We start from the raw sequence: 23,086 nt of genomic DNA, 5'->3' as shown, positions 1-23,086 counted from the left end.
GCGCGCCGTTCTCTCCAAGCATTTGAAATGGATCGCACAACCATGAACAACATCGAAGACATCTACTCCCTGTCGCCGACCCAGCACGGTTTGCTGTTTCACAGCGTGGTCGAGCCCGATTCACGGGTGTACTACCAGCAACTGAGCCTGGACATGAATGGCCCGCTGCAACTGCCGGCGTTTCGCGCCGCCTGGCAGGCCTTGATGCAACGCCACGCGGTATTGCGCAGCGCGTTTCTGTGGGAAGACCTCGACGATGCCTATCAGGTGGTGCAGTCCGAGTTGAACCTGCCGTTGAGCGAACTCGACTGGCAAGGCCGCAGCGACAGCCACACCGCCCTGCCGCAACTGGCCCTTGAACAACGCGCCGAACCGCTGGAGCTGAACGACGCGCCGCTGATGCGCCTGGCCCTGGTGCGCCTCGAACCGCAGCGCTGGCACCTGATCTGGACCTTCCATCACATCATCATGGACGGCTGGAGCGTGGGCATCGCGATCCAGGAATGGCTGGCGCTCTACTACGAACACGCCCACGGCCGCCCGGCCAACCTGCCGCCGACCCGCGCCTACCGCGACTACATCGCCTGGCTGGCAGAGCAGGACATGGCCGCCACCGAAAGCTTCTGGCGCGGGCAGTTGCAGGATGTCAGCGAACCGACCCCGCTGCCCGACTTCGGCCTGCGTCTGACCCCGCCTGCCGACGCGCCGTGCGCCGAACGCGAACACCGTCTGAGCATCGAGGAAACCGAGCAACTGGCGCAGTTCGCCCGTCGCCATCACCTGACCCTCAACACCCTGATCCAGGGCGCCTGGGCGCTGCTGCTGGGCCAGCACGCCGGGCGCGATGACGTGATCTACGGCGTCACTGTGGCCGGTCGCCCGGAAAACCTGGCCGCCATCGACAGCACCGTCGGCCTGTTCATCAACACCCTGCCCCTGCGCGTGCAATGGTCCGAAGGCCCGGCGCTGGTGGACTGGCTGCAACAGTTGCAGCAAGCCAACAGCGACCTGCGCCACCACGCCTATCTGCCGCTGGGCAAGCTCAAGTCGATGAGCCGCATCGCCGCCGAGCAGGCGCTGTTCGACTCGATCCTGGTGTTCGAGAACTTCCCGGTCACCGATGCGCTCAACCAGGACGCCGGTGGCCTGAGCTTCGCCGACCCGAACCGCGAGCACGCAAGCGATGGCCTGACCCTGACCCAGGGGCGCAACCATTTCCCGTTGTCGCTGATCGTGGTGCCGGGCGCGCAGCTGCATTACCTGTTCAGCTACAACCGCAGCCGTTTCAGCGACGAGGAAATAGCCCTGCTGTCGGCGCAATTGCGCACGGTGCTGCTGGCCATGGCCGCGCAGCCGCAGTGCCGGGTTGCGGATCTCGACTGGCTGGGTGCGCACGAGCGCGAGCAACTGCAAGCCCTCGGGCGCGGTGCGGCGGTTGCGGTGCCCGACCTGTGCCTGCATCAGCGCGTTGAACAGCAGGCCGCCGCCGCACCGGAGCAACCGGCGCTGCGCGACCGCGACGGTGTGCTGAGCTATGGCGAACTCGATCAGCGCGCCAATCGCCTTAGCCAGCATCTGTGCGCCCAGGGCATCGGCCGTCACAGCCTGGTGGCGCTGGCGCTGGAGCGCAGCGCCGATTTTGTGATCGCCGTGCTCGCCACCCTCAAGGCCGGCGCCGCCTACCTGCCGCTGGACCTCAAACAACCCGCCGGACGCCTGGCCGACGTGCTGCAGGACAGCCGCGCCGCGCTGTTGATCGGCGCCACGGCGACGCCCCTGCTGACACGCTTGGGTGAGCACACGCCGCTGCTGTGCCTGGACGCTCAGGCCGAAGCGATTGCTGCCCAGCCCGCCAGCGCGCCAGGGGTTTCCCACAGCCTGGATGACGCGGCCTACGTGATCTACACCTCCGGTTCCACCGGCACGCCCAAGGGCGTGGTGGTCGAACACCGCGCCATCGTCGATTACCTGAGCGCGGTGCACAGCGTGCTGCAGCCGCCCGCCGCCGCGCGTTATGGCCTGCTGTCGAGCATTGCCGCCGACCTCGGCCACACTCAGCTGTTCGGCGCGCTGTGCAGCGGCGCCAGCCTGTTGCTGGTGGATGACGAGAGCGCTTTCAGCCCGCTGGCCCTGGCGCAGCTGTTCAGCGAGTTCCCGGTGGACGTGCTGAAAATCACCCCGAGCCACCTCAGCGGGCTGTTGCAGGCACTGCCGGAGGCGCGGTTGCTGCCCACCTCCCTGCTAGTGTTTGGCGGCGACGCCCTGAGCCCGGCGCTGCTGGCCCAGGTTAACGCGCTGGCGCCCGGCCTGCGGGTGTTCAACCACTATGGGCCGAGCGAGGCGACGGTGGGTGCGATTGCCACCGAACTCACGGCGGGCCAGCCACGCATTGCCCTCGGCCGGCCGCTGCCGAACCGCCAACTGCGCGTAGTCGACGCCCAGGGGCGCGACGTGGCCACCGGCATCAGCGGCGAACTGCTGATCAGCGGCGCCCTCGCCCGTGGCTACCTGCACCGCGACGACCTGACCGCCGAACGCTTCCACCTGGATGACCGCCAACAGCGCTGGTACCGCACGGGCGACCGCGTGCGCTGGCTGGTGGACGGACAACTGGCGTTCCTCGGCCGCGTCGACAGTCAGGTGAAGATTCGCGGCAATCGCCTGGAATTGGGCGAAGTCGAGGCGCAGATTCGGCGCCTGTCGCCACTAATCGAACAAGTGGTAGTGCGCGCGCTCGAGCTGGAGGGCAGCCTGCGTCTGGTCGCCTATCTGGTGGCCAGCCAGTCACTGTCGGCGCTAAAGCTGCGCAACGACCTGAGCAGCCGCGTGCCGGATTACATGGTGCCGGCGCACTTCATCACCCTCGATGAATTGCCACTGACCCGCAACGGCAAGGTCGATGTGCAACGCCTGCCACTGCCCCACGCCACCCGCGACGACAACGCCGATTATGTGGCGCCGCGCAACGACGTCGAACGCCTGCTGGCGGCGATCTGGCAGGACGTGCTCAAGCGCGAACAGGTTGGTGTCAACGAGAACTTCTTCGCCATCGGCGGCGATTCGATTCTCAACCTGCAGATCATCGCGCGGGCCAACCAGCAAGGCCTCAAGCTCACCCCGCGCCAACTGTTCGAGAACCGCACCGTCGCCGACATCGCCCGCGTGCTCGGCGCCGATGCCAGCCACACCGTGGCGCAGCAGCAAGCCGACGGCTATGAGCTGCCCCTCGGCGCCGGCCAGCGTGCGCGCCTGGAACAAGGCCCGCTGACGGCCACCTGGCGCTGCGTGGCCCTGGCGCAGCCGCTGGACCGTGCCTTGCTCGGCCAGGCTCTGGGCGCCTTGCAGCAGCATCATCAGGCCCTGCGCCTGGGGTTCGACGCGGACTGGCAGCAGCGCGTATTGGCAGCGCCCAAGGCGGCCGCGATCAGCAGCGGCGAATACCTGCCACACCGATTACAGGCCCTGGCCCAGGCCGCGGTCGACGAGCTGGACCTGCACGCCGGGCAAAGCCTGCACGCCAGCCTGCTGGGCGACGGGCACCTGCTGCTGGCCGCGCATCCGCTGTGCGTGGACGACGCCTCGTGGCCGTTGTTGCTCACCGACCTCAATCTGGCGCTGAGCCAGTTGCGCCTGCAACGGCCGGTGCGGCTGTCCTATCACGGCGGCAACTTCACCCCCTGGACGCGCCATCAGCAAGACCACGCCCACAGCGATGCCCTCGATGACGCCTGGGAACACTGGCTGCAATTTGCCGGGATGGACACGCTGCAACTGCCCGCCAGCCAGCAACCGAGCCAGGTGATCGAACACAGCCTGAGCAGCCAGACCTCCGGCGCCTTGAAACGTCTGGCCGAGGTGCTGCACCTGGACTGGAGCAGCCTGCTGGCCACCGCCGTGGCCGAACAATGCGGCAATGGCCTGCTGGCGCTTGAGCTGTACGCTGCGCGCCCGGCCATTGAGCGCCTGCCGGTGCAGTCGCCCATCGCCCTCGCCGATCTTGAGCCGCAACGCATCATCGGCGCGCTGGACCTGCCGGTGCCGGTGTTCCTGCACACCGACGCCGCCACCGCGCTGCAACGCCTGCACGCCGTGGCCGCGCAACTGCGTGCCTACCCGCAACACGGCGCCGACTATGGCGTGCTGCGCTACCTGTCGGACAACACCTACCTGCAGGAACCGCTGCGCGATCTGCCCCCGGCCGATATCGCGATTCACTGGCGCGGCGATCTCGACAGCCACCGCGAAGCCCACAGCGCGCTGGCGCAGGTCACCGCCGCCGACCTGCCGGCGACCACGGCCCATGCCTTGCGCATTGAAGCCCATTGGCAGGACGGCCAACTGCACCTGCGCTGCGAAGGCCGCTTGGCCGCCGACTGGACCGCGCCACTGGCCGAGCGCCTGGCAAGCCTTGCTGCACTCGCGGCCGCACCTGAGCTGCGTCCCCACAGCGACGCCTTCCCGCTGTGCCACCGGCAAGCCGCAACCCTCGCCGCCGAGCCGCTGGACTGGTCGAACCTCGAAGACGTCTACCCGTTGTCGTCGATGCAACAGGGCATGCTGCTGCACACCCTGCTGCAGCCCCACAGCGGCATCTACCTGATGCAGCAGCGCTACAGCTGGGACGGCGTGCTGCAACGCCCGGCCATGGAAACGGCCTGGCAGGTCTTCCTCGACCGCCACCCGATGATGCGCACCGCGTTCCGGTGGCAGGACGACCACGAGCCGTTGCAGTGTGTGTACCGCCACACCGCGCCGGCGTTCGACTGGCAGGACCTGCGTCACCTGGATGACGCGCAGCAACGCCTGGCCATGGACCAGGCGCTGGAGGCCCAGCGCGTGCAGGGTTTCGACATGGCCGTTGCGCCGTTGACGCATCTGCGCGTGTTCCAGCTCGATGAGCGCCGATTCGCCGTGGTGCGCAGCTTCCACCATATCCTCACCGATGCCTGGTGCTTCGGGCTGCTGATGGAGGACTTGCTGGCGATCTATCAGGCGGTTGTGCATCAGGAACCGCTGGCGCGCCCGCGCTTTCGCTCGTTCCGTGGCTACATGAGCTGGCTGGAACGCCAGGACATGGCCGCCGCCCACGCATTCTGGCAAGCGGACCTGGCCGGTTTCAGCGAGCCGACGCCGTTGCACCTGGACAGCGCCCTGGCCCGTGCGGAACAAGCGCCGGAAGCGGTCGGCGACCTCGACCAGACCCTGAGCATCAGCCAGACCCAACGTTTGCAGCAGCTGTGCCAGCACTACCAATTGACGCCCAACACCTGGATCCAGGGCGCCTGGGCCTTGCTGTTGTCGCGCTACAGCGGCAATCGCGACGTGCTGTTCGGCGTCACCGTGGCCGGTCGCCCCACCGAGCTTGCCGGCGTCGAGGAAATGGTCGGGCTGTTCATCAACAGCCTGCCGCTGCGCCTCGACGTCGACCCCGACGCACCGGTCGCCGACTGGTTGCAGGCGCTGCTGTCGCACAATGCGCGGCTGCGTGAACACGAAAGTGCCTCGCTGGTGGATATCCAGCGCAGCAGCGGCGTGCCGCGCGGGCAGCAGCTGTTCGACAGCCTGGTGGTGTTCGAAAACGCGCCGCTGGACATCAGCAGCGTGCAGCTGGACGCCTTCAGCATCGACATCTATGAAGACCGCGTGCACACCAACTTCCCGATGACCGTGGTGCTGTACCCCGGCGACCGCCTGGGCATTCGCCTGTCCTATGACAGCCAGCGGTTCAGCGCCGACAGCGTGCAGCGCATGCTCGGGCACCTGGTGCAGTTGCTGTCGAGCATGCTTGAAGCCCCCGAGGCAACGCTGGGCAGCCTGCACATGCTGGCGCCCGCCGAGCGTCAGCAACTGCAGGTGGAGTGGAACCGCAGCGCGGTCGACTTCCCGCTGACCCAGGGTTACGCCGCCTTGTTCGCCGAGCAGGTGCGCCGCCGGCCGCAGCAGATCGCCGCCGTGCACGGGCAGGAGTCCTTGACCTACGTCGAACTGGACCGCCGCGCCAACGCCGTCGCCCATGCCCTGCACAGCGCCGGTGCCGGCCCGGAAACCCTGGTCGCGCTGTTTGCCGAGCGCGGCCTGACCTTGCTGACCCTGATGCTCGGCACGCTCAAGGCTGGTGCCGCGTTCCAGGCGCTGGACATCCAGCAGCCGGCCGCGCGCCTGGTCGAGCTGCTGAACCTGGGCGAAGCGCCGCTTTTACTGGTGTGCGACAGCGCCAGCGGCGTGCTGGAGGGCGTGCTGCCGCAGTTGCTCGAGCAGCCGACCTGCCTGGTTGCGCAAACGCTGTGGCAAGGCGAGGCCCGCCCTGCGGTGACCTACGTGCACAACCCCGACCAGTTGGCCTATGTGATTTTCACCTCGGGTTCCACCGGTACGCCCAAAGGCGTGATGGTGGAACAGCGCGGCATGCTCAATAACATCTTCGGCAAGGTGCCGGCCCTGGGCCTGGGCGAACACGACCGCATCGCCCAGACCGCCTCCGCCGCGTTCGATATTTGCGTATGGCAGTTCCTCGCCGCGCCGCTGGTGGGCGCCACCGTGCATATCCTGCCGGACGCCCAGGCCCATGACCCGCAGGCCTTGCTCGATGCGGTGCAAGCGCAGCAACTGACCCTGCTGGAAACCGTGCCCGCGCTGATTCGCGGCATGTTGCAGGAAGCCCGCGACGAACACCGCCTGCCCACCTTGCGCTGGCTGCTGCCGACCGGCGAGGCACTGCCGCCAGCGTTGGCCCGGGACTGGTTTGCGCGCTTTCCGACGATCCCGTTGATGAACGCCTACGGCCCTGCCGAGTGCTCGGATGACGTGGCGTTTTACCCGATCACCCAGGCACCGGACGCCGACTGCCTGCACATGCCGATTGGCCGACCGACCGCGAACAACCAGGTGTTTGTGCTCGACAGCGCGCTGCGCAGCGTGCCCATCGGCGTGCCGGGCGAACTGTGCATCGGTGGCGTCGGCGTGGGCCGTGGCTACCTGCGCGACCCGCAACGCACCCACGAAGCCTTCGTTGACCATCCGTTCGAGCCGGGCGCGCGCCTCTACCGCAGCGGCGATATCGGCCGCCTGCGCGCCGATGGCGTGATCGAATACCTGGGCCGGCGCGATCAGCAGGTGAAGATTCGTGGCCACCGCATTGAACTGGGCGAGATCGAAAACCGCCTGATGCAACACCCGGCCGTGCAGAGCGCAGCAGTGCTGGCCTTGCCGGATGCCCGTGGCGCCCTGCAACTGGTGGCGTTCCCTGTGCTCGACAGCGCCGTTGATGGCGATGCGCAGTCGGTCCTGAGCGCCCATTTGGCCACGCAACTGGCCAGCTACATGGTGCCGGCGCGCTGGGTGGAACTGGCGCAGCTTCCACTCAATGCCAACGGCAAGGTCGACCGCCGGGCTCTCGCCGCGCTGGATCTGCCCCAGGCCGCAGCCGCCGATGGCGTGTCGATTGCCCCGCGCACGCCAACCGAAAAAGTGCTGGCCGAGCTGTGGCAGGCCATTCTCGGCGTGCCCAGTGTCAGCGTGCACGATGACTTCTTCGCCATCGGCGGTCACTCGCTGCTGGCCACGCAGATGCTCTCGCGCATTCGCCGCCGCTTGAACGTCAGCCTGCCGCTGCGCGTGCTGTTCGAAGGCGGCACTCTGGAGCACCTGGCGCAGGTGGTGGATCAACAGGCCCAGGTGGCCGACGAGGACGAGATCGTGCCGGTGCCGCGCAATCGGCCGCTGGCGCTGTCCTACGCCCAGCAACGGCTGTGGTTCCTCGACCGTTTCGAGGGGCCGAACGCGGCCTACAACATGTCCAGCGTGGTGCGCCTGCGTGGCGCGCTGGATATCGCCGCCTTGCAACAGGCGTTGCAGCGGGTGCTGGAACGCCATGAATCGCTGCGCACCAGCTTTGACTTGCACGGCGACCAGCCGTGCCAGGTGATCCATCCGGCGCCGACGCTCGACCTCACGCCGCTCACGGTGCAGCCGCAAGCCCTGCAGGCGGTGATCGATCAACAGTCGGCGCAGCCGTTTGATCTGCAGCAGGCGCCGATGCTGCGCGCGCAGTTGCTGCACCTGGGCACGGATGACCATGTGTTGCAACTGGTGCTGCACCATATCGCCACGGACGCCTGGTCCATGGGCATCCTGATTCAGGAATTGATCACCGGTTACCAGGCCTACGCCAGCGGCACCACGCCGGTGTTTACCGCGTTGCCGATCCAGTACGCCGATTACGCCCAGTGGCAACGCAGCGAAGCGCAAAAGCGCCAATTGGCGCGTGCCATCGACTATTGGCGGCGCCAGCTCGACGGCGCGCCGATGCTGATCCCGTTGCCGCTGGATGCGCCGCGTCCGGCCCAGCCGGATTATCAAGGCGCGCTGTTGACCCAGCATTTCACCCCGGCCCAGACCCAGGTGCTCAAGGCGTATGCCCAGGCACACAAGGCGACGCTGTTTATGCTGTTGCTCAATGCGTTCAACAGCCTGTTGCAGCGGGCCACGGGCGCCAATGACTTTATCGTTGGCACGGACCTGGCCAACCGCGAGCAGGCGGCGCTGGAAAACCTGATCGGCTTCTTCGTCAACGTGCTGCCGATCCGCGCACGGCTGGATGCCGGTGATACCTTCGACAGCCGCCTGCAACGCCTGCGCGAGGATTGCCTGGCGGCGTTCCAGCACCAGCAGGTGCCGTTCGACAAGCTGGTGGAGGCGCTGCAACCGCCGCGCGTTCCGGGGGTGAACCCGCTGGTGCAGGTGCTGTTCGTGATGCAGAACACCCCGCAGGGCACGGCCAGCCTGGCGGACCTGGCGGTGGAACACCTGGCGCCGCAGCAGCAGACCAGCAAGTTCGACCTGGCCGTATTTGTCGAGGAAGACGACAGCGGCCTGCAGGTGCGCTGGGTGTATCGCACGAGCGTGTTGCAGGCGCACACCGTTGAACGCCTGGAGCAAGGCTTTGCGCAACTGCTCGACAGCCTGACGTTGCAGGACTGGACGTGGCGCCTGCACGCAGACGCCCCGGCGGCCATCGATGAGACGCAAGCGCGCAGCGAGCGCAAGCAGTCGAAGATGAGCAAGCTGAAGAACACCCGCGTCACCGCCGTCAGCCAACTGGCCCACGAACAGGTGCGCACCCGCACCCTGGGCGAGGCGCAACCGTTGCCGCTGGTGATCGAACCCTTGCTGGCAGACCTCGACCCGGTGCACTGGGCGGTGCAGGCGCGCGAGTGGATCAATGCGCAGCTGCGCACCCACGGCGGCCTGCTGTTTCGCGGGTTCAACCTGCCGGACGCGGCTGCTTTCGAGCAGTTCGCCCAGGCCATCGAGCCGGACCTGTACGGCACCTACGGCGACCTGCCGAAGAATAAATCCGGCAAGAATATCTACCACTCCACGCCGTACCCGGAACAGCACATGATCCTGTTCCACAACGAGAGCTCGCACATGGCGCAATGGCCGCGCAAGCAGTGGTTCTTCTGCGAAATCCCGGCGCCACGGGGCGGTTGCACGCCGATTGTCGACTGCCGGCAGGTGCTGGCACAGTTGCCGCCGGACATCGTCGAGCGCTTCAAGGCCCTGGGCCTTTTGTATGTGCGGCACTTCACCGACAAGCTGGACGTGCGCTGGCAGGACTTCTTCAAGACCGAGCAGCGCGAAGAGGTCGAGCGTCAGTGCCGCCAAGCGGGCATGCAGTGGGAGTGGCTGGGCGCGGACAACCTGAAGATCGCCCAGCAATGCCCGGCGATTGTGGCGCACCCGGACACCGGCGAAGCGTCGTTTTTCAACCAGGTGCAGTTGCACCACAGCGCGTGCCTGGAGCCGGAGGTGCGCAGCAACCTGATCAACCTGTTCGGCGCCGGCAACCTGCCGCGCAACGTGTATTACGGCGATGGCAGCGTGATCGAAGACGCGGTAATGGACGTAATCGGCGCCGCGTACGAGGCCTGTGCGGTGCGCTTTGTCTGGCACAAGGGCGACATGGTGATGCTCGACAATATGCTGGTGGCCCATGCCCGCGACCCGTTTGAAGGCGAGCGCAAAATCTGCGTGGCCATGGGGCAGATGATGAACCGCGAACAACTGGGGGAACAGCCATGAGCAACCACGAGGCAGCGTTCGCCCTGTCGCCACAGCAACGCAGCCAATGGCTGGCGAATGCGCCGCCGGCCCGTCTGGTGCTTGAGGTGCGTGGCGCCACCGCGCTGGCGCAGTTGCGTGAGCGGCTGGCGGCGCTGGCGCAGGTGCATGACGCATTGCGCCTGCACACTCGGCCCGAGCCGGGGATGCAGGTGCCGTTGCAACGCGTCGCCGCCGCATGCGTGGTCAGCATCGACGTGCAGGCGCTGGACGCCGAGGTGCAACGGGTGACCTTGCAACTGCCCGCGCTGGCGGCCGACCGTGGCACGCTGCTGCGCCTGGCGCAGGCGCTGGGTTCGTCGCAGGCAATGGATTTGGCGCAGCCGCTGCTGGCTGACGCCGAGGCGATGACCTACACCCAGTACAGCGCCTGGATTCACGACCTGCAGGCAGATGACGATGCAGCGCAGGGACGCCAGTACTGGGCCGATCTGGCGCTGGGCCAACAGGCCGGCACCGAGCTGCTGTACCGCGAGGCGCGCAGCGACAAGGCCGACACGCCGCTGACCACCTGCGTGATGCTCGATCCCGCGTTGAGCGCTGCGTTGCACACCCAGGCCGCCCCCGCCGAACACCTGCTGATGGCCGCCTGGGGCGTGCTGTTGCAGCGGTTGAGCGCCACTGACAGCCCGGCCCTCACCCTCAACTGGGTGCATGACTGCCGTGACGACTACGAAGAACTGGCCGACTGCTGGGGATTGTTCGCCAAGGCCCTGCCGCTGCCGTGGCAGCCGGCGCTGGAGCGTCCGTTCGGCGAGGCGCTGGCGGCGCTGCAAACACATTGTGAGGACGTGGGCGAATGGCAGGAATACTCGCCGGCCGACATCGCATCACCTTATGGTTTCCAGTGGAGCCCGGCGCTGGATGCGGCCGCCAGCCCGTTCAAGGTGCTGGAAGTGTGTGCAATCCCGGCCGGCATGGAGCTGCTGCTGATCGCCGAAGATCAGCGCCTGACGCTGTGCCATCAGGCCAACCGTTACAGCACCCGGGCCGCTGAAACCCTGCTGGAACAATTGCAATCGCTGCTGCTGGACGCCCTCGCCCACCCCACCACGCCGCTGGGCGAACTGTCGCTGGCGGCGCCGGGCTTTGCGGCGACACTCGCGGCACGCCATGAGCGCGTCACGCCGCCATTCGTCAGCGTGCCGGCGCGCTTCAACGCCTGCGCCACAGGCTTTGCCGAACACCTGGCCCTGCGCGATCCGCACCAGCACCTGAGCTACGCCGAGCTGCACGCGCGCAGCAACCAATTGGCGCATTACCTGCGCGGCCAGGGCATCGGCCGTGAGGACCGCGTGGCGCTGTACCTGGACCGTTCGGCGCCGATGGTGCTGGCGATGCTCGCCGTGCTCAAGAGCGGCGCGGCCTTTGTGCCGCTGGACGTACACCAGCCCGCGCAACGCTCCCTGGCGATCCTGCAACAGGCGCAGCCGCGCTTTGTGCTGACCGGGGCCGCCGGCAGCGCGCCGCTGCTGGCGTCGATGGGCAGCCTCGACCTGCGCGACACCGCCGTGTGGCAACAGGCGCCCATGACCGACCTGGGCGACGACGTGCTGCCCACGAATGCGGCCTATGTGCTGTTCACCTCGGGCAGCACCGGTGTGCCCAAGGGCGTGATCGTCGAGCACGCGCAACTGGCCAGTTATGTCTCCAGCGTGGCCGCGCGCCTGCAGCTGCAAGCCGGTGAGCGCAGCGCCGTGGTCACCTCCCTGGCCGCCGACCTGGGTTACACCCTGCTGTTTCCCGCCTTGCTCAGCGGCGGCGAACTGCACCTGCTGGACAAGACCACCGCGATGGACGCCCAGGCCTGGGCCGCCTGGCAGGCGCAGTACCCGGTCGACCATCTGAAAATCGTGCCGTCGCTGCTCGATGCCTGGCTGATGCACGCACAAAGCGCCGCCGTGCTCCCGCGCAGGCAACTGATCCTCGGCGGCGAGAGCTGTTCGCGGCGCCTGCTGCAATCGATTCGCCAGTTCGCGCCGACGCTGACGCTGTTCAACCATTACGGGCCGACGGAAGCCACCGTCGGCGTGGCCATGCACAGGCTGGACCCGGCCTGTGACTACCGCCGCCTGCCCCTGGATGATCGGCTCGACGGCATGCGTTTGTATCTGCTGGATGAACAGCAGCGGCTGGCGGCGCCGGGCCAGCACGCCGAGCTGTATATCGCCGGGCCACAACTGGCGCGCAGCTACCTCGACGCGCCACACACCGCCGAATGCTTTATCGAGCGCGACGGCGAGCGGCTGTACCGCACCGGCGACCGTGCGCGCTATCGCCACGACGCCAGCCTGGAAATCACCGGCCGTAGCGACCGCCAGGTCAAGGTGCGCGGGTTTCGCATCGAGCTTGACGAGATTCAAGCGCAGCTCGCCGGCCTGCCGGGCGTGGCCCAGGCGGCAGTGGAGTGCCTGCCCAAGGGTGAACTGGCCCAGCAACTGTTTGCCTTCGTGACCCTGGCGCCGGGGCACTCGGTGAGCGTGGCGCAATTGCATGGTCAGGCCCAGGACCGCCTGCCGGATTACATGCTGCCGAGCATGCGCATCGTCGAGGCGTTGCCGCTGATGGGCAACGGCAAGCTCGACCGCAAGACCCTGCAGCAATGGGCCGATCAGGTGCAGGGCGGCGTCGGCGGTGCATTGCCGCGCACGCCGCTGGAGGCGCTGCTGGCCGAGACCTGGGCGCAGGTGCTGGGCCTGGAGCGGGTGGGCATCGAAGATGATTTCTTTGCCCTGGGCGGGCATTCGCTGGCGGCGGTGAGCCTGGCCAGCCGCCTGCAGACGGTACTGGCGGCGCCGGTCACGGTGAACGCGGTGTTCAATGCGCCGAGCGTGGCGACCTTTGCCGCGCTGGTGCAGGCCGAATTCAAGCTGTCGCCACTGGTGCGACTGTCGGCGCCGGGCGCAGGGGCGAATCTGTTCTGTTTTCACCCTTCCACCGGGCATGTGCAGGATTACCGCGCGCTGCTGCCCCATCTGCCGCACTGGCAACTGTGGGGGTTGCAAAAGCTGGGTGACGACGACACGGTGGGCGAGGGCGATATCGACGGCCTGGCGGCGCGCTATATCGAACACATACGTGCTCAGCAGCCGCACGGGCCCTATCACTTGCTGGGCTTTTCCCTCGGCGGGCTGCTGGCGATCACCGCTGCAGCGCAGTTGGAACGGTGCGGTGAACAGGTGGCGTTTCTCGGCATCCTCGACTCGCAATATGCGCGCAGCGCCGATGAAGACAGTATCGAGACCTTGCTGGCCGACGCCACGCAGGCGCTCACGGCAAACAGCCAGGCGGTACTGCGCGGCTTACCGGCGCCGGCAAAAACCGAGTTGACCGCGCAACTGGCTGCCCTGCCCGCCGCGCAACGCCTGCCCGCCCTCGCGCAATGGGCGCAGCAGCAAGGTCTGCAACTCGACGGCGACAGCTGGGAACACCTGCACACGCGGCTTGGCCATCAGCGACAGACCCGCCAGTTGCTCGCCAGCTTCCAGCCGCCACGGCTGCACTGCCCGGTGCAGGTGTGGTGGGCGGACGCCACGCTGGGCGCGGCGGATTTTGCCGACCCGCAGTGGCAACAGCTGAGCAGCGGCGCGTACACCCGTGAAGTGGTGCAGGCGCAGCACTTGAACATCCTTGCGCAACCCTCGGTGCATCAACAGCTGGCGGCCGGCCTTGCGGCCCTGGCGACAGACGGAGCAGTTTGAATGGATTTGCTGATACTCATGGCCAAGCGCTCGTGGCGCGCCCTGCTGGTGGCAACGCTGACCGGGCTGGCCTGCGGCCTCGCGGCGGCCGGGTTGATCGCGATGATCAACCACAGCCTCACGGTGTTCGACCAGTTGCGCCCGATGGATGGCCTGTACTTCGGCGCGCTGGTGCTGCTGGTGGCGGTGTCACGGATCATTTCCGACATCAGCCTGCTGCGCCTGGGCCAGGCGGCGGTCAACGATATGCGCCTGCACCTGAGCGCCAAACTGATCGACACGCCCTACGCGCAATTGCAGCGCCTGGGCAAGCACCGGCTGCTGGCGGTGCTGACCGACGACACGCAAACCATCAGCCAGGCGGTGGAGCTGGTGCCGGTGCTGCTGGTCAACGGCGGGATCATCCTCGCCTGTCTCGGTTACCTGGGCTGGCTGAGCCTGCCGTTGCTGGGCCTCACGGTGTTGCTGATCGTGCTGGGCAGCCTGAGTTTCAACTGGCCGCAGCGCAAGGCACTGACCTCGATCTCCCGCGCGCGCGAGCTCAAGGACCAGTTATTCGATCACTATCGCCTGCTCACCGATGGCAGCAAGGAGCTGCAGTTGAACCACCCGCGTCGCCAGCACTTTTTCAGTCGCCTGCTGCTGCCGACCAGCCAGCAATACCGGCGCGACTTCGTGCGTGGCATGAGCATTTACGCGGTGGTGCTCAACTGGGGCAACGCGGTGTTCTACCTGCTGATCGGCGTGGTGCTGTTCGTGGCGCCGCGTTTTATCGACCTGAGCGTGAGCCTGGTGACGGGCTATATTCTCGCGATTCTGTACATGATCACGCCGCTCTCGGAACTGATGCATGCGGTGCCAACCCTGGGCCGCGCCAGCGTCGCGCTGAACAAGATCCGTGCGCTCGAGGGCCAGATGCACAGCGCCGAGGAAAGCCTTGAAACCTTCGCGCCGACGCGCGTGCGCAGCCTGGTGTGCCGTGACGTCACTCACACCTACTACCGCGAGCGCGAGGACGGACATTTCACCCTGGGGCCGATCAGCGTCACCTTGAAGGCCGGCGAAGTGGTGTTCATCGCCGGCGGCAATGGCAGCGGCAAGACCACCCTGGCGCTGCTGTTGACCGGCCTGTATCGCCCGGAGAGCGGTGAGGTGATGCTTGACGAGCAAGTGTCTTCAAGCGCTGACAACCACCATTTCCGCCAGCACTTTTCGGCGATCTTCACCGACTTCTGCCTGTTCGAAAACCTGTTCGACGGCGACAACCCGAAGCTGGTGCAGCAGGCGCAGGATTACCTGGTGCACCTGCAACTGGATCACAAGGTGCAGATCGAACAGGGCCGCCTGACCACGTTGGCGCTGTCCACCGGGCAACGCAAGCGCCTGGCGTTGCTCAGTGCCTATCTGGATGACCGGCCATGCTACCTGTTCGATGAGTGGGCGGCGGATCAGGACCCGGCGTTCAAGCACTTTTTCTACACGCGGATCCTGGCCGACCTGCGTGCGCGGGGCAAACTGGTGATCGTGATCTCCCATGACGACGCGTATTTCGGCCTCGCCGATCGCCTGCTGCGCATCGAACACGGGCGCCTGAGTGAGGCGCCGCTGGCAGCCGACGTAGCGCTGGAAGCTCAGTCGTAGAGCAAGTGCAGGTAACTGACCTGCTCGGCCAGTGGCAGGCGGTGCAGTTTGGGGCAGGATTCGCACAACACCAGCGGCTCACCTTCCACCAGCGGGTGCAGTTGGTAGTGCAGGCAGCAATGCCGGCGCAGCGGCAGTTGCGGGCAAATCTCGGGGGCGGGCGACGGCACCTGGCGTTGCAGGCCGCGCAATTTCAGGCGGCCGTGGTTGACGCTGACCGGTTCCAGCCAGCGGTGCGCTTCGGCAAAGCCTGGGCGGGACAGGTCCGGGTCGAGCCGGGCGAAGGCGCCGTCCCAGATCGCGACAAAATTGCCCCACAGGATCTTCGGCGCCAGGCCCCCGGCCAGCGCCAGGGTGGCGAACAGAGGCGCGAGGTGCTCGTGCACCCAGCGCGAAAAGTAGTCGGCCCGCTCGGCGGCGGCAAGGGCTGGCAAGGGCCTGGCAAAGTGCAACGCCAGCGGCTGACCGGCATCCAGGCGCAACACGCTGTCGTCGCTCCAGAAGTCGATTGCCTGCTCGCGGGTGAGCACGCAGGCCAGGGTGGCCGGCACCACGATGCTCATGTAGTTCATCGACCACTGCGACACCACCGCCGCGTTGTTGATGCCGGGGTAACGCAGGGCGAACTCGGCCAGCACCGGCTGCAGCAACTCCGGCTCGGCGACGCGGCTCAGCGCGAGAAAAGGCTGGTCATTCGCGTCAAGCTGGATGACCCGCTGGATCGGCGGCCACGCCTGCTTGAGCCATTCTGGAAATTCGATACCGATGCTCCTGTGGCTTTCCCTTATGAATGCAAGCGATTAGCATTGGCGGATCCTATCCTCCCTCCCCTGTAAACTCAACGTCGCCAACGACCGGACATCTTCAGCCCCCATGCATACACTTCGCAATTTCTGGCGCCTGGCACGACCGTTCTGGACCTCGGAACAGAAATACCCGGCCTTGCGGTTGCTGCTGGGCACGGTGCTGATGAACCTGTGCCTGGTGGGCGTCAATATCCTCAACAATTTCTGGAACCTGCATTTTTATAACGCGCTGCAGGCCAAGGACTACCCGGGTTTCATGCTCGGTACGGGGCAGTTCATCCTGCTGCAGGTGGGCCTCGCCGCGTTCACCGTGGGTGCGTTTCACTTCCAGCAGAAGCTGACCATCGTCTGGCGGCGCTGGGCCACGCGCAACATGCTCGACCAGTGGCTGGGCAGCCAGCGTTACCAGAAGCTGAAAATGAGCGAAACCGAGGTCGACAACCCCGACCAGCGCATCGCCGAAGACATCGACCTGTTCATCATCAAGTCGCTCAAGCTCAGCCTGGGGCTGCTGACGGCCGTGGTGTCGCTGTTTTCATTCCTCAATATCCTCTGGCAGGCCTCCGACCTGATCCGCATTCCCCTGGGCGATAGCGGCCTGGTGATTCCCGGCCTGTTGGTGTGGGTGGCGCTGGTGTATGCGCTGGCGGGTACCGGTTTCGCCTTCTGGCTCGGTCGCGCCCTGCCTCACCTGAACTTCATGCAGCAACGGCGCGAGGCCGATTTTCGATTTTCGTTGATGCGCCTGCGGGAGAACGCCGACTCGGTGGCCCAATACCGTGGCGAAGCGGTGGAAAACCAGCGCTTCAATCAGCGCCTGGAAGCCGCCCTGCAGAATTTCTGGGTGCTGGTGAAAAAGCAGAAGCTGATCATGGGCTACTCGACGTTCTACCTGCGCAGCGCCACGGTGATTCCGATGTTGATCATGGCGCCGCAGTTCTTTGCCGGGGTCTTCACCCTTGGCCGTCTTACGCAGATCAGCGCTGCCTTTGGCGAAGTGCATGCGGCCGTGGCTTACCTGGTGGGCGTGTTCCCGGAGCTGGCCGAATGGAAGTCGGTGATCGACCGGTTGCACGGGTTCCAGAAGCGTCTGGATAACGTCAAGGTCGATTCCGCCATCGTGCTGACGCAACAGCGCGACGGCTTGCAGGTGCGCAACCTGGACATCTGGCTGCCGGACGGCCGCCGTCTGTTCAGCGGCTTCAACCTTGCGCTCAAGCCCGGCGACAGCTTGCTGATCCGCGCGCCGTCCGGTTATGGCAAGTCCACCCTGATCCGCGCCCTCACCGGGCTCTGGCACCATGCCTCGGGGTCGGTCGCCTATGACCGTGAGCGCGCCCTCACCCTGTCGCAAAAGAACTACCTGCCCCTGGGCAGCCTGCGCGAAACCCTCTGGTACCCCAACCCCGCACCGGCCGAGCAGGACGCGGTGGTACAGCGGTTCCTCGACCAACTCGGCCTGGCGCACCTGGGCACGCAATTGGCCGAGGAGCGCGACTGGGCGCAGACCCTGAGCATCGGCGAGCAACAGCGCTGCGCCTTTGTGCGTGCGCTGCTGGCGCGGCCGGCGGTGCTGTTTCTCGACGAGAGCAGCGCGGCCATGGACGCGGCCAACGAAGCGCGTTGCTACCAGTTGCTCAAGGAAACGCTGCCGCAGACGATCCTCGTCAGCGTTGGCCACAATGCCGCGCTGGAGCGGTTTCATGGGCAGGTGCTGGAGCTGCGCGATGAGGTGGAATGGGTACGCCGCGCGGTGAGGCAGCCGGTATAGACGACCTCACTGGCGCTCGGCGATCAGCCCATCCAGCCCACGGCGGTCTTCGGAATCACCTCCGACTCGTCCAGTTTCGAGGCAAACATGCTCACCGCCTGCACCGCGTCGCTGGTGCTGGTGCGGATCTGCAGAATCACCGAACCGGCCTGGTCGGCCAGGTTGACGCCGCGTTGCGCGCCCTCCTGAGTGGAGTTCATGCTGGAGACCGCATCGCGGGTTTCCGAAAGGATCATGCCGATCATTTCGGCAATCTCGGCGGTGGAGCGGCTGGTGCGCCCGGCCAGTTGCCGGACTTCATCGGCCACCACTGCGAACCCACGGCCCTGGTCCCCTGCCCGCGCGGCCTCGATGGCGGCGTTGAGCGCCAGCAGGTTGGTCTGGTCGGCGATCCCGCGAATGGTGTTGACGATGGCGGTGATCTGCTCGGAACGCTCGCCCAATTGCCCCACCAGCTTGGCGGAGGCGCCGATGTTTTCGGCGATGCGGCGCATTTCCGTGGCGGTGTCGTGAATCACCTGGGTGCCGTGCTCGGCGAAGCGCTCGGTCTCGGACGAGATGTGGTAGGCCCGGGAGGCGCCGCGTGAATCTTCCTCGAATTTCTCCACGCGCTCGGTGATGTCGCTGGCGAATTTGACGATCTTGATCAGTTTGCCGTCGCTATCGAACACCGGGTTGTAGCTGGCCTCCAGCCACACGACCCGGCCATGCTTGCCCAGGCGCTTGAATTGACCGGTGAAGAACTCGCCATTGTTCAACCGGCGCCAGAAGTCGGTGTATTCGTTGCTGTTGATCAGCGCCGGCTCGCAGAACAGGCGGTGGTGCTTGCCCTTGAGTTCTGCCAGTGAATAGCCCATCACGTTGAGAAAGTTGGGGTTGGCGTCCAGCACCTGCCCGCTGAGGTCGAACTCGATCACGGCCATCGCGCGGTCCAGCGCCACCAGTTTGCTGCGGGTGGCGGCCTCCTGCTCGACGTTGGCGGTGACGTCCAGCGCGTACTTGACCACTTTGAGCACCTGGCCGCTTGCATCCAGCACAGGGTTGTAGCTGGCCTCCAGCCAGATCACCTTGCCGTTTGCGTCCACCCGTTTGAAGGTGCCCGACACGAACTTGCCGGCCCTGAGGTCCTGCCAGAACGTGGCGTAGGCCGGGCTGCCGGTGAGCGCCGGCAGGCAGAAATCGCGGTGGGTCTTGCCCGCCAGTTGCGCGGCGCTGTAGCCCAGGGTCCGCAGAAAGTTTTCGTTGGCGCGCAGCACCTTGCCGTTGAGGTCGAATTCGACCACGGCCATGGAGCGCTCGAGCGCAGCAATCAGTCCTTTGTACTCGGTGACTTCGGCCGTCCTGGCCGCCAGTTCTGTCTTGAGTGATTTGTTGAACATGACGTGCCCTCAGCGCGCGGATAAACAGTTGTATCAATGCCGCTATCGGCCGCGAAATACGCGACTTTAAGCGGCTAACATGTTTATTTATTGACGTCAAAATAAGCGCCTGGACCGGCTGCCCGGGTTTGCCCCGGCGGGGCTTTTCAGGGACCATGGCGCCTCTGTTTTTTTGCCAACAAGAGGCGCCCATGGCCAATCACGACCTGTCCTTCACCCCTGATCCCGACGCCGACTCGATTTCCTCGGACGTTATCGGCTTCAACGGCATCCTGGTGTCCACGCAGATCCCGACCCACGCCGACGGCAGCCTGGAACTGGGCGACATCACCCTGCAAAGCGAATGCACCCTGCAAGCGCTGAAAGTGGCGCTGGAGAAGGCCGGCAGTTCGATGGACCGGGTGATGCACCTGACCATCTACCTCACCGACATGGCAGACCGCGCCGCCTTCAACGCGGTGTACACGCGCTTTTTCGCCAAGCCGTGGCCGGTGCGTGCGGCGGTTGGCGTGGCTGAACTGGCCGTCAAAGGCATGCGCGTGGAAGTCACCGCCATGGCCGCCAAGGCCTGACAGCCCTGCGGTAGATGCCGGTCAGGCATTTCACGGCTACAATGCGCGCCTCAACCGTGACAAGCCTGACTAAAAAAACTATGTCCTTGCCCAAGCATCACCTTGAATTGCTCAGCCCGGCCCGCGATGTCGCCATCGCGCGCGAGGCCATCCTGCATGGCGCCGACGCCATCTACATCGGCGGGCCAAGCTTCGGCGCCCGCCATAACGCCTGTAACGAGGTGAGCGATATCGCTCAATTGGTGGAGTTCGCCCATCGTTACCACGCGCGCGTCTTCACCACGATCAACACCATCCTGCATGACAACGAACTGGAGCCTGCGCGCAAGCTGATCCATCAGCTCTACGACGCCGGCGTCGACGCGTTGATCGTGCAGGACCTGGGCGTGATGGAGCTGGATATCCCGCCCATCGAGCTGCACGCCAGCACCCAGACCGATATCCGCACCCTGGCCCGCGCCAAGTTTCTCGATCAGGCCGGTTTCTCGCAGTTGGTACTGGCCCGTGAGCTGAACCTGCAGGAAATCCGCGCGATTGCCGACGAGACCGATGCAGCCGTCGAGTTCTTCATCCACGGCGCCCTGTGCGTGGCGTTCTCCGGGCAGTGCAATATCTCCCACGCGCAGAACGGCCGCAGCGCCAACCGTGGCGACTGCTCCCAGGCCTGCCGCCTGCCGTACACCTTGAAGGACGACCAGGGCCGCGTCGTGGCCTTTGAAAAGCACCTGCTGTCGATGAAGGACAACAACCAGAGCGCCAACATCCGCGCCCTGGTCGAAGCCGGCGTGCGCTCGTTCAAGATCGAAGGCCGCTACAAGGACATGGGCTATGTGAAGAACATCACTGCCTATTACCGCCAGCGTCTGGACGATGTGCTCGAAGACCGCACCGATCTGGCGCGCGCGTCCAGCGGGCGTACTGCGCATTTCTTCCTGCCCGATCCGGAAAAGACCTTTCACCGGGGCAGCACCGATTACTTTGTCAGCGACCGCAAGATCGACATCGGCGCCTTCGACACCCCGACCTTCACCGGCCTGCCGGTGGGCACCGTGGAAAAGGCCGGCAAGCGCGACTTGCAGGTGGTGACCCATGAGCCGCTGTCCAACGGCGATGGGCTCAATGTGCTGGTCAAGCGTGAAGTGGTGGGCTTTCGCGCCAACATCGCCGAGCCCAAGGGCGAGTTCGAGGAAGACGGGCAGAAGCGCTACCGCTACCGCGTCGAGCCGAACGAAATGCCCGCCGGCCTGCATCAACTGCGCCCGCACCACCCGCTGAACCGCAACCTGGACCACAACTGGCAACAGGCCCTGCTCAAGACCTCGGCCGAACGCCGTATCGGCCTGGCCTGGGTCGCCCGTCTGCGCGAAGAACAGCTTGAAGTCACTGCCACCAGTGAAGAAGGCATTTGCGCCAGCATCACCCTGCCCGGCCCGTTTGGCGTGGCCAACAAGCCGGAACAGGCGCTGGACACCCTGCGTGACCTGCTCGGCCAGCTCGGTACCACCGAGTACCACGCCACCGATATCGCGCTGGATGCACCGCAGGCGTTCTTCATCCCCAACTCGCAGCTCAAGGCATTACGCCGTGAAGTGATCGAAGCGCTCACCGCTGCCCGCGTTGCCGCGCACCCTCGTGGCGGGCGCAAGGCCGAGACCACACCGCCGCCGGTGTACCCGGAAGCGCATCTGTCGTTCCTGGCCAACGTCTATAACCAGAAGGCCCGCGACTTCTACCACCGTCACGGCGTGAAGCTGATCGACGCCGCCTTCGAAGCCCACGAAGAAACCGGCGAAGTGCCGGTGATGATCACCAAGCACTGCCTGCGTTTCTCGTTCAACCTGTGCCCCAAACAGGCCAAGGGTGTGACGGGTGTGAAGACCAAAGTGGCGCCGATGCAGTTGATACATGGTGATGAAGTGCTGACGCTCAAGTTCGACTGCAAACCGTGCGAGATGCATGTGGTGGGCAAGATCAAGGGGCATATCCTGGGGTTGCCGCAACCGGGCAGCGTGGTGGAGCATTTCAACCCGGAAAATCTTATCTATCAGGGCACTCACTAGCCAAAACGCTAGCGCGCTGGCTCCTGTGGCAAGCAGGCTTGTTGTGGCGAGCGGGCTTGCCCCGCGTTGGGGCGCGAAGCGGCCCTAAACCAGACACCGCGATCTGTCAGGCAGACCGCGGTGTTTTTTATTGGGGCTGCTGCTCAGCCCAACGCGGGACAAGCACGCTCGCCACAGGAAGCCCGCTCACCACAACAATCCTGCTCACCACGGGAAGCCCTCTCACCATAAGGGTTTGGGTGTTGGTTGAAATACAGGCACACAGTAGTCAACGTCGCCGCTTCGAATGCGCTGCTAGCGTGGAGGTTTCTTATCCATGCAAGGAGCAACGGATTGTCTCTTCAACCAAACTCACACCTGTTGCGTCGCGGTCGCTACTCGGAATCCGGACGTGCTTATCTTGTCACCGCAGTGGTGCATCAGCGCCTGCCTCTGTTTCGGGACTTTCGGTTGGGCCGGTTATTGGTTACCGAATTCAAAAGAGCCCATGAAACGGGCTGCGTTAATTCGTTGGCGTGGGTGGTCATGCCGGATCACTTTCACTGGCTGTTCAACCTCAACCACTCAACGCTCGCCGAGGTGATGCGAGCGACGAAGTCTCGCAGCACCTTGAGCATTAATCGGGCCCGCTGCAGCCGGGAACGGTTCTGGCAACGTGGTTACCACGATAGAGCAGTAAGAGCCGAGGAAGATATCCGCAAAATGGCGCGCTACATCATTGCCAACCCCTTACGGGCGGGCCTGGTTGAGCATATTGGCGATTATTCGTTATGGGATGCTGCCTGGTTGTGACACATGGGATTGTGGCCGAAGATTTTTTTGTGCCTAGCGGGCTTCCTGTGATGAACGGGTTCCTTGTGGTGAACTGGCTTCTGTGGCGAGCGGGCTTGCCCCGCGTTGGGCTGCGCAGCAGCCCCAATAAAAACACCGCGGTCTGCCTGACAGATCGCGATGTTCGGGTTTAGGGCTGCTGCGCAGCCCAACGCGGGGCAAGCCCGCTCGCCACAGGAAGACCTCTCACCACAAAAAACCTG

General features: G+C 65.5%; 9 protein-coding genes. 7 read left to right on the top strand and 2 right to left on the bottom strand.

Going from position 1 to position 23,086, the window contains the following annotated elements:
* Positions 1-42 precede the first annotated feature (42 nt).
* Genes VRB54_RS11565 through VRB54_RS11555 form a run of 3 tightly spaced genes read left to right on the top strand, consistent with a single transcriptional unit; the run spans position 43 to position 15,464 of the window.
* A complete protein-coding gene (locus VRB54_RS11565; RefSeq protein WP_338480975.1) occupies positions 43-10,083 on the top strand; it encodes an amino acid adenylation domain-containing protein in 10,041 nt (3,346 codons plus the stop codon).
* On the top strand, positions 10,080-13,823 hold the full coding sequence (locus VRB54_RS11560; RefSeq protein WP_338480974.1) for an amino acid adenylation domain-containing protein: 3,744 nt from the start codon (positions 10,080-10,082) through the stop codon (positions 13,821-13,823). Before VRB54_RS11565 ends, VRB54_RS11560 begins: the two co-directional genes overlap by 4 nt.
* A complete protein-coding gene (locus VRB54_RS11555) occupies positions 13,824-15,464 on the top strand; it encodes a cyclic peptide export ABC transporter (protein WP_338480973.1) in 1,641 nt (546 codons plus the stop codon).
* Here VRB54_RS11555 and fhuF read toward each other — a convergent pair.
* Positions 15,455-16,111 (bottom strand): siderophore-iron reductase FhuF, encoded by a 657-nt coding sequence (gene fhuF, locus VRB54_RS11550; RefSeq protein ID WP_338481096.1) that lies wholly within the window; start codon positions 16,109-16,111, stop codon positions 15,455-15,457. The genes VRB54_RS11555 and fhuF overlap by 10 nt on opposite strands.
* Before the next feature lie 226 nt (positions 16,112-16,337).
* Between fhuF and VRB54_RS11545 the strand changes: the two genes are divergently transcribed.
* On the top strand, positions 16,338-18,041 hold the full coding sequence (locus VRB54_RS11545; RefSeq protein WP_338480972.1) for an ABC transporter ATP-binding protein/permease: 1,704 nt from the start codon (positions 16,338-16,340) through the stop codon (positions 18,039-18,041).
* Between the two features lie 23 nt (positions 18,042-18,064).
* On the opposite strand, the gene VRB54_RS11540 is transcribed toward VRB54_RS11545, so the two are convergent.
* The gene (locus VRB54_RS11540; protein WP_338480971.1) at positions 18,065-19,420 is read right to left on the bottom strand and encodes a PAS domain-containing methyl-accepting chemotaxis protein; all 1,356 of its coding nucleotides are present in this window, start codon (positions 19,418-19,420) and stop codon (positions 18,065-18,067) included.
* Positions 19,421-19,611: 191 nt separating this feature from the next.
* Here VRB54_RS11540 and VRB54_RS11535 point away from each other — a divergent pair, with 191 nt between their 5' ends.
* The 3 genes from VRB54_RS11535 (at position 19,612) to VRB54_RS11525 (ending at position 22,844) form a co-directional block, all read left to right on the top strand.
* Positions 19,612-19,992 carry a RidA family protein gene (locus tag VRB54_RS11535; RefSeq protein ID WP_338480970.1) on the top strand — a complete coding sequence of 127 codons (381 nt, stop codon included), beginning with the start codon at positions 19,612-19,614 and terminating at the stop codon, positions 19,990-19,992.
* Between the two features lie 80 nt (positions 19,993-20,072).
* The gene (locus VRB54_RS11530; protein WP_338480969.1) at positions 20,073-22,052 is read left to right on the top strand and encodes a U32 family peptidase; all 1,980 of its coding nucleotides are present in this window, start codon (positions 20,073-20,075) and stop codon (positions 22,050-22,052) included.
* Positions 22,053-22,385: 333 nt separating this feature from the next.
* Positions 22,386-22,844, top strand: coding sequence for an REP-associated tyrosine transposase (locus VRB54_RS11525; protein ID WP_338480968.1), 459 nt, complete (start codon positions 22,386-22,388; stop codon positions 22,842-22,844).
* The last annotated feature ends 242 nt before the right edge of the window (positions 22,845-23,086 follow it).

The organism is Pseudomonas trivialis (genome assembly GCF_036864995.1).
Lineage (GTDB): Bacteria > Pseudomonadota > Gammaproteobacteria > Pseudomonadales > Pseudomonadaceae > Aquipseudomonas > Aquipseudomonas trivialis.
The sequence above is the reverse complement of the archived record's forward strand: the minus strand, read 5'-3'. Positions and strand labels throughout refer to the sequence as shown.

Coding starts and splice junctions, on each gene's coding strand:
- VRB54_RS11565 (WP_338480975.1), top strand. CDS start 43: ATGAACAACATCGAAGACATCTACTCCCTGTCGCCGACCCAGCACGGT.
- VRB54_RS11530 (WP_338480969.1), top strand. CDS start 20,073: ATGTCCTTGCCCAAGCATCACCTTGAATTGCTCAGCCCGGCCCGCGAT.
- VRB54_RS11545 (WP_338480972.1), top strand. CDS start 16,338: ATGCATACACTTCGCAATTTCTGGCGCCTGGCACGACCGTTCTGGACC.
- VRB54_RS11535 (WP_338480970.1), top strand. CDS start 19,612: ATGGCCAATCACGACCTGTCCTTCACCCCTGATCCCGACGCCGACTCG.
- VRB54_RS11555 (WP_338480973.1), top strand. CDS start 13,824: ATGGATTTGCTGATACTCATGGCCAAGCGCTCGTGGCGCGCCCTGCTG.
- VRB54_RS11540 (WP_338480971.1), bottom strand. CDS start 19,420: ATGTTCAACAAATCACTCAAGACAGAACTGGCGGCCAGGACGGCCGAA.
- VRB54_RS11560 (WP_338480974.1), top strand. CDS start 10,080: ATGAGCAACCACGAGGCAGCGTTCGCCCTGTCGCCACAGCAACGCAGC.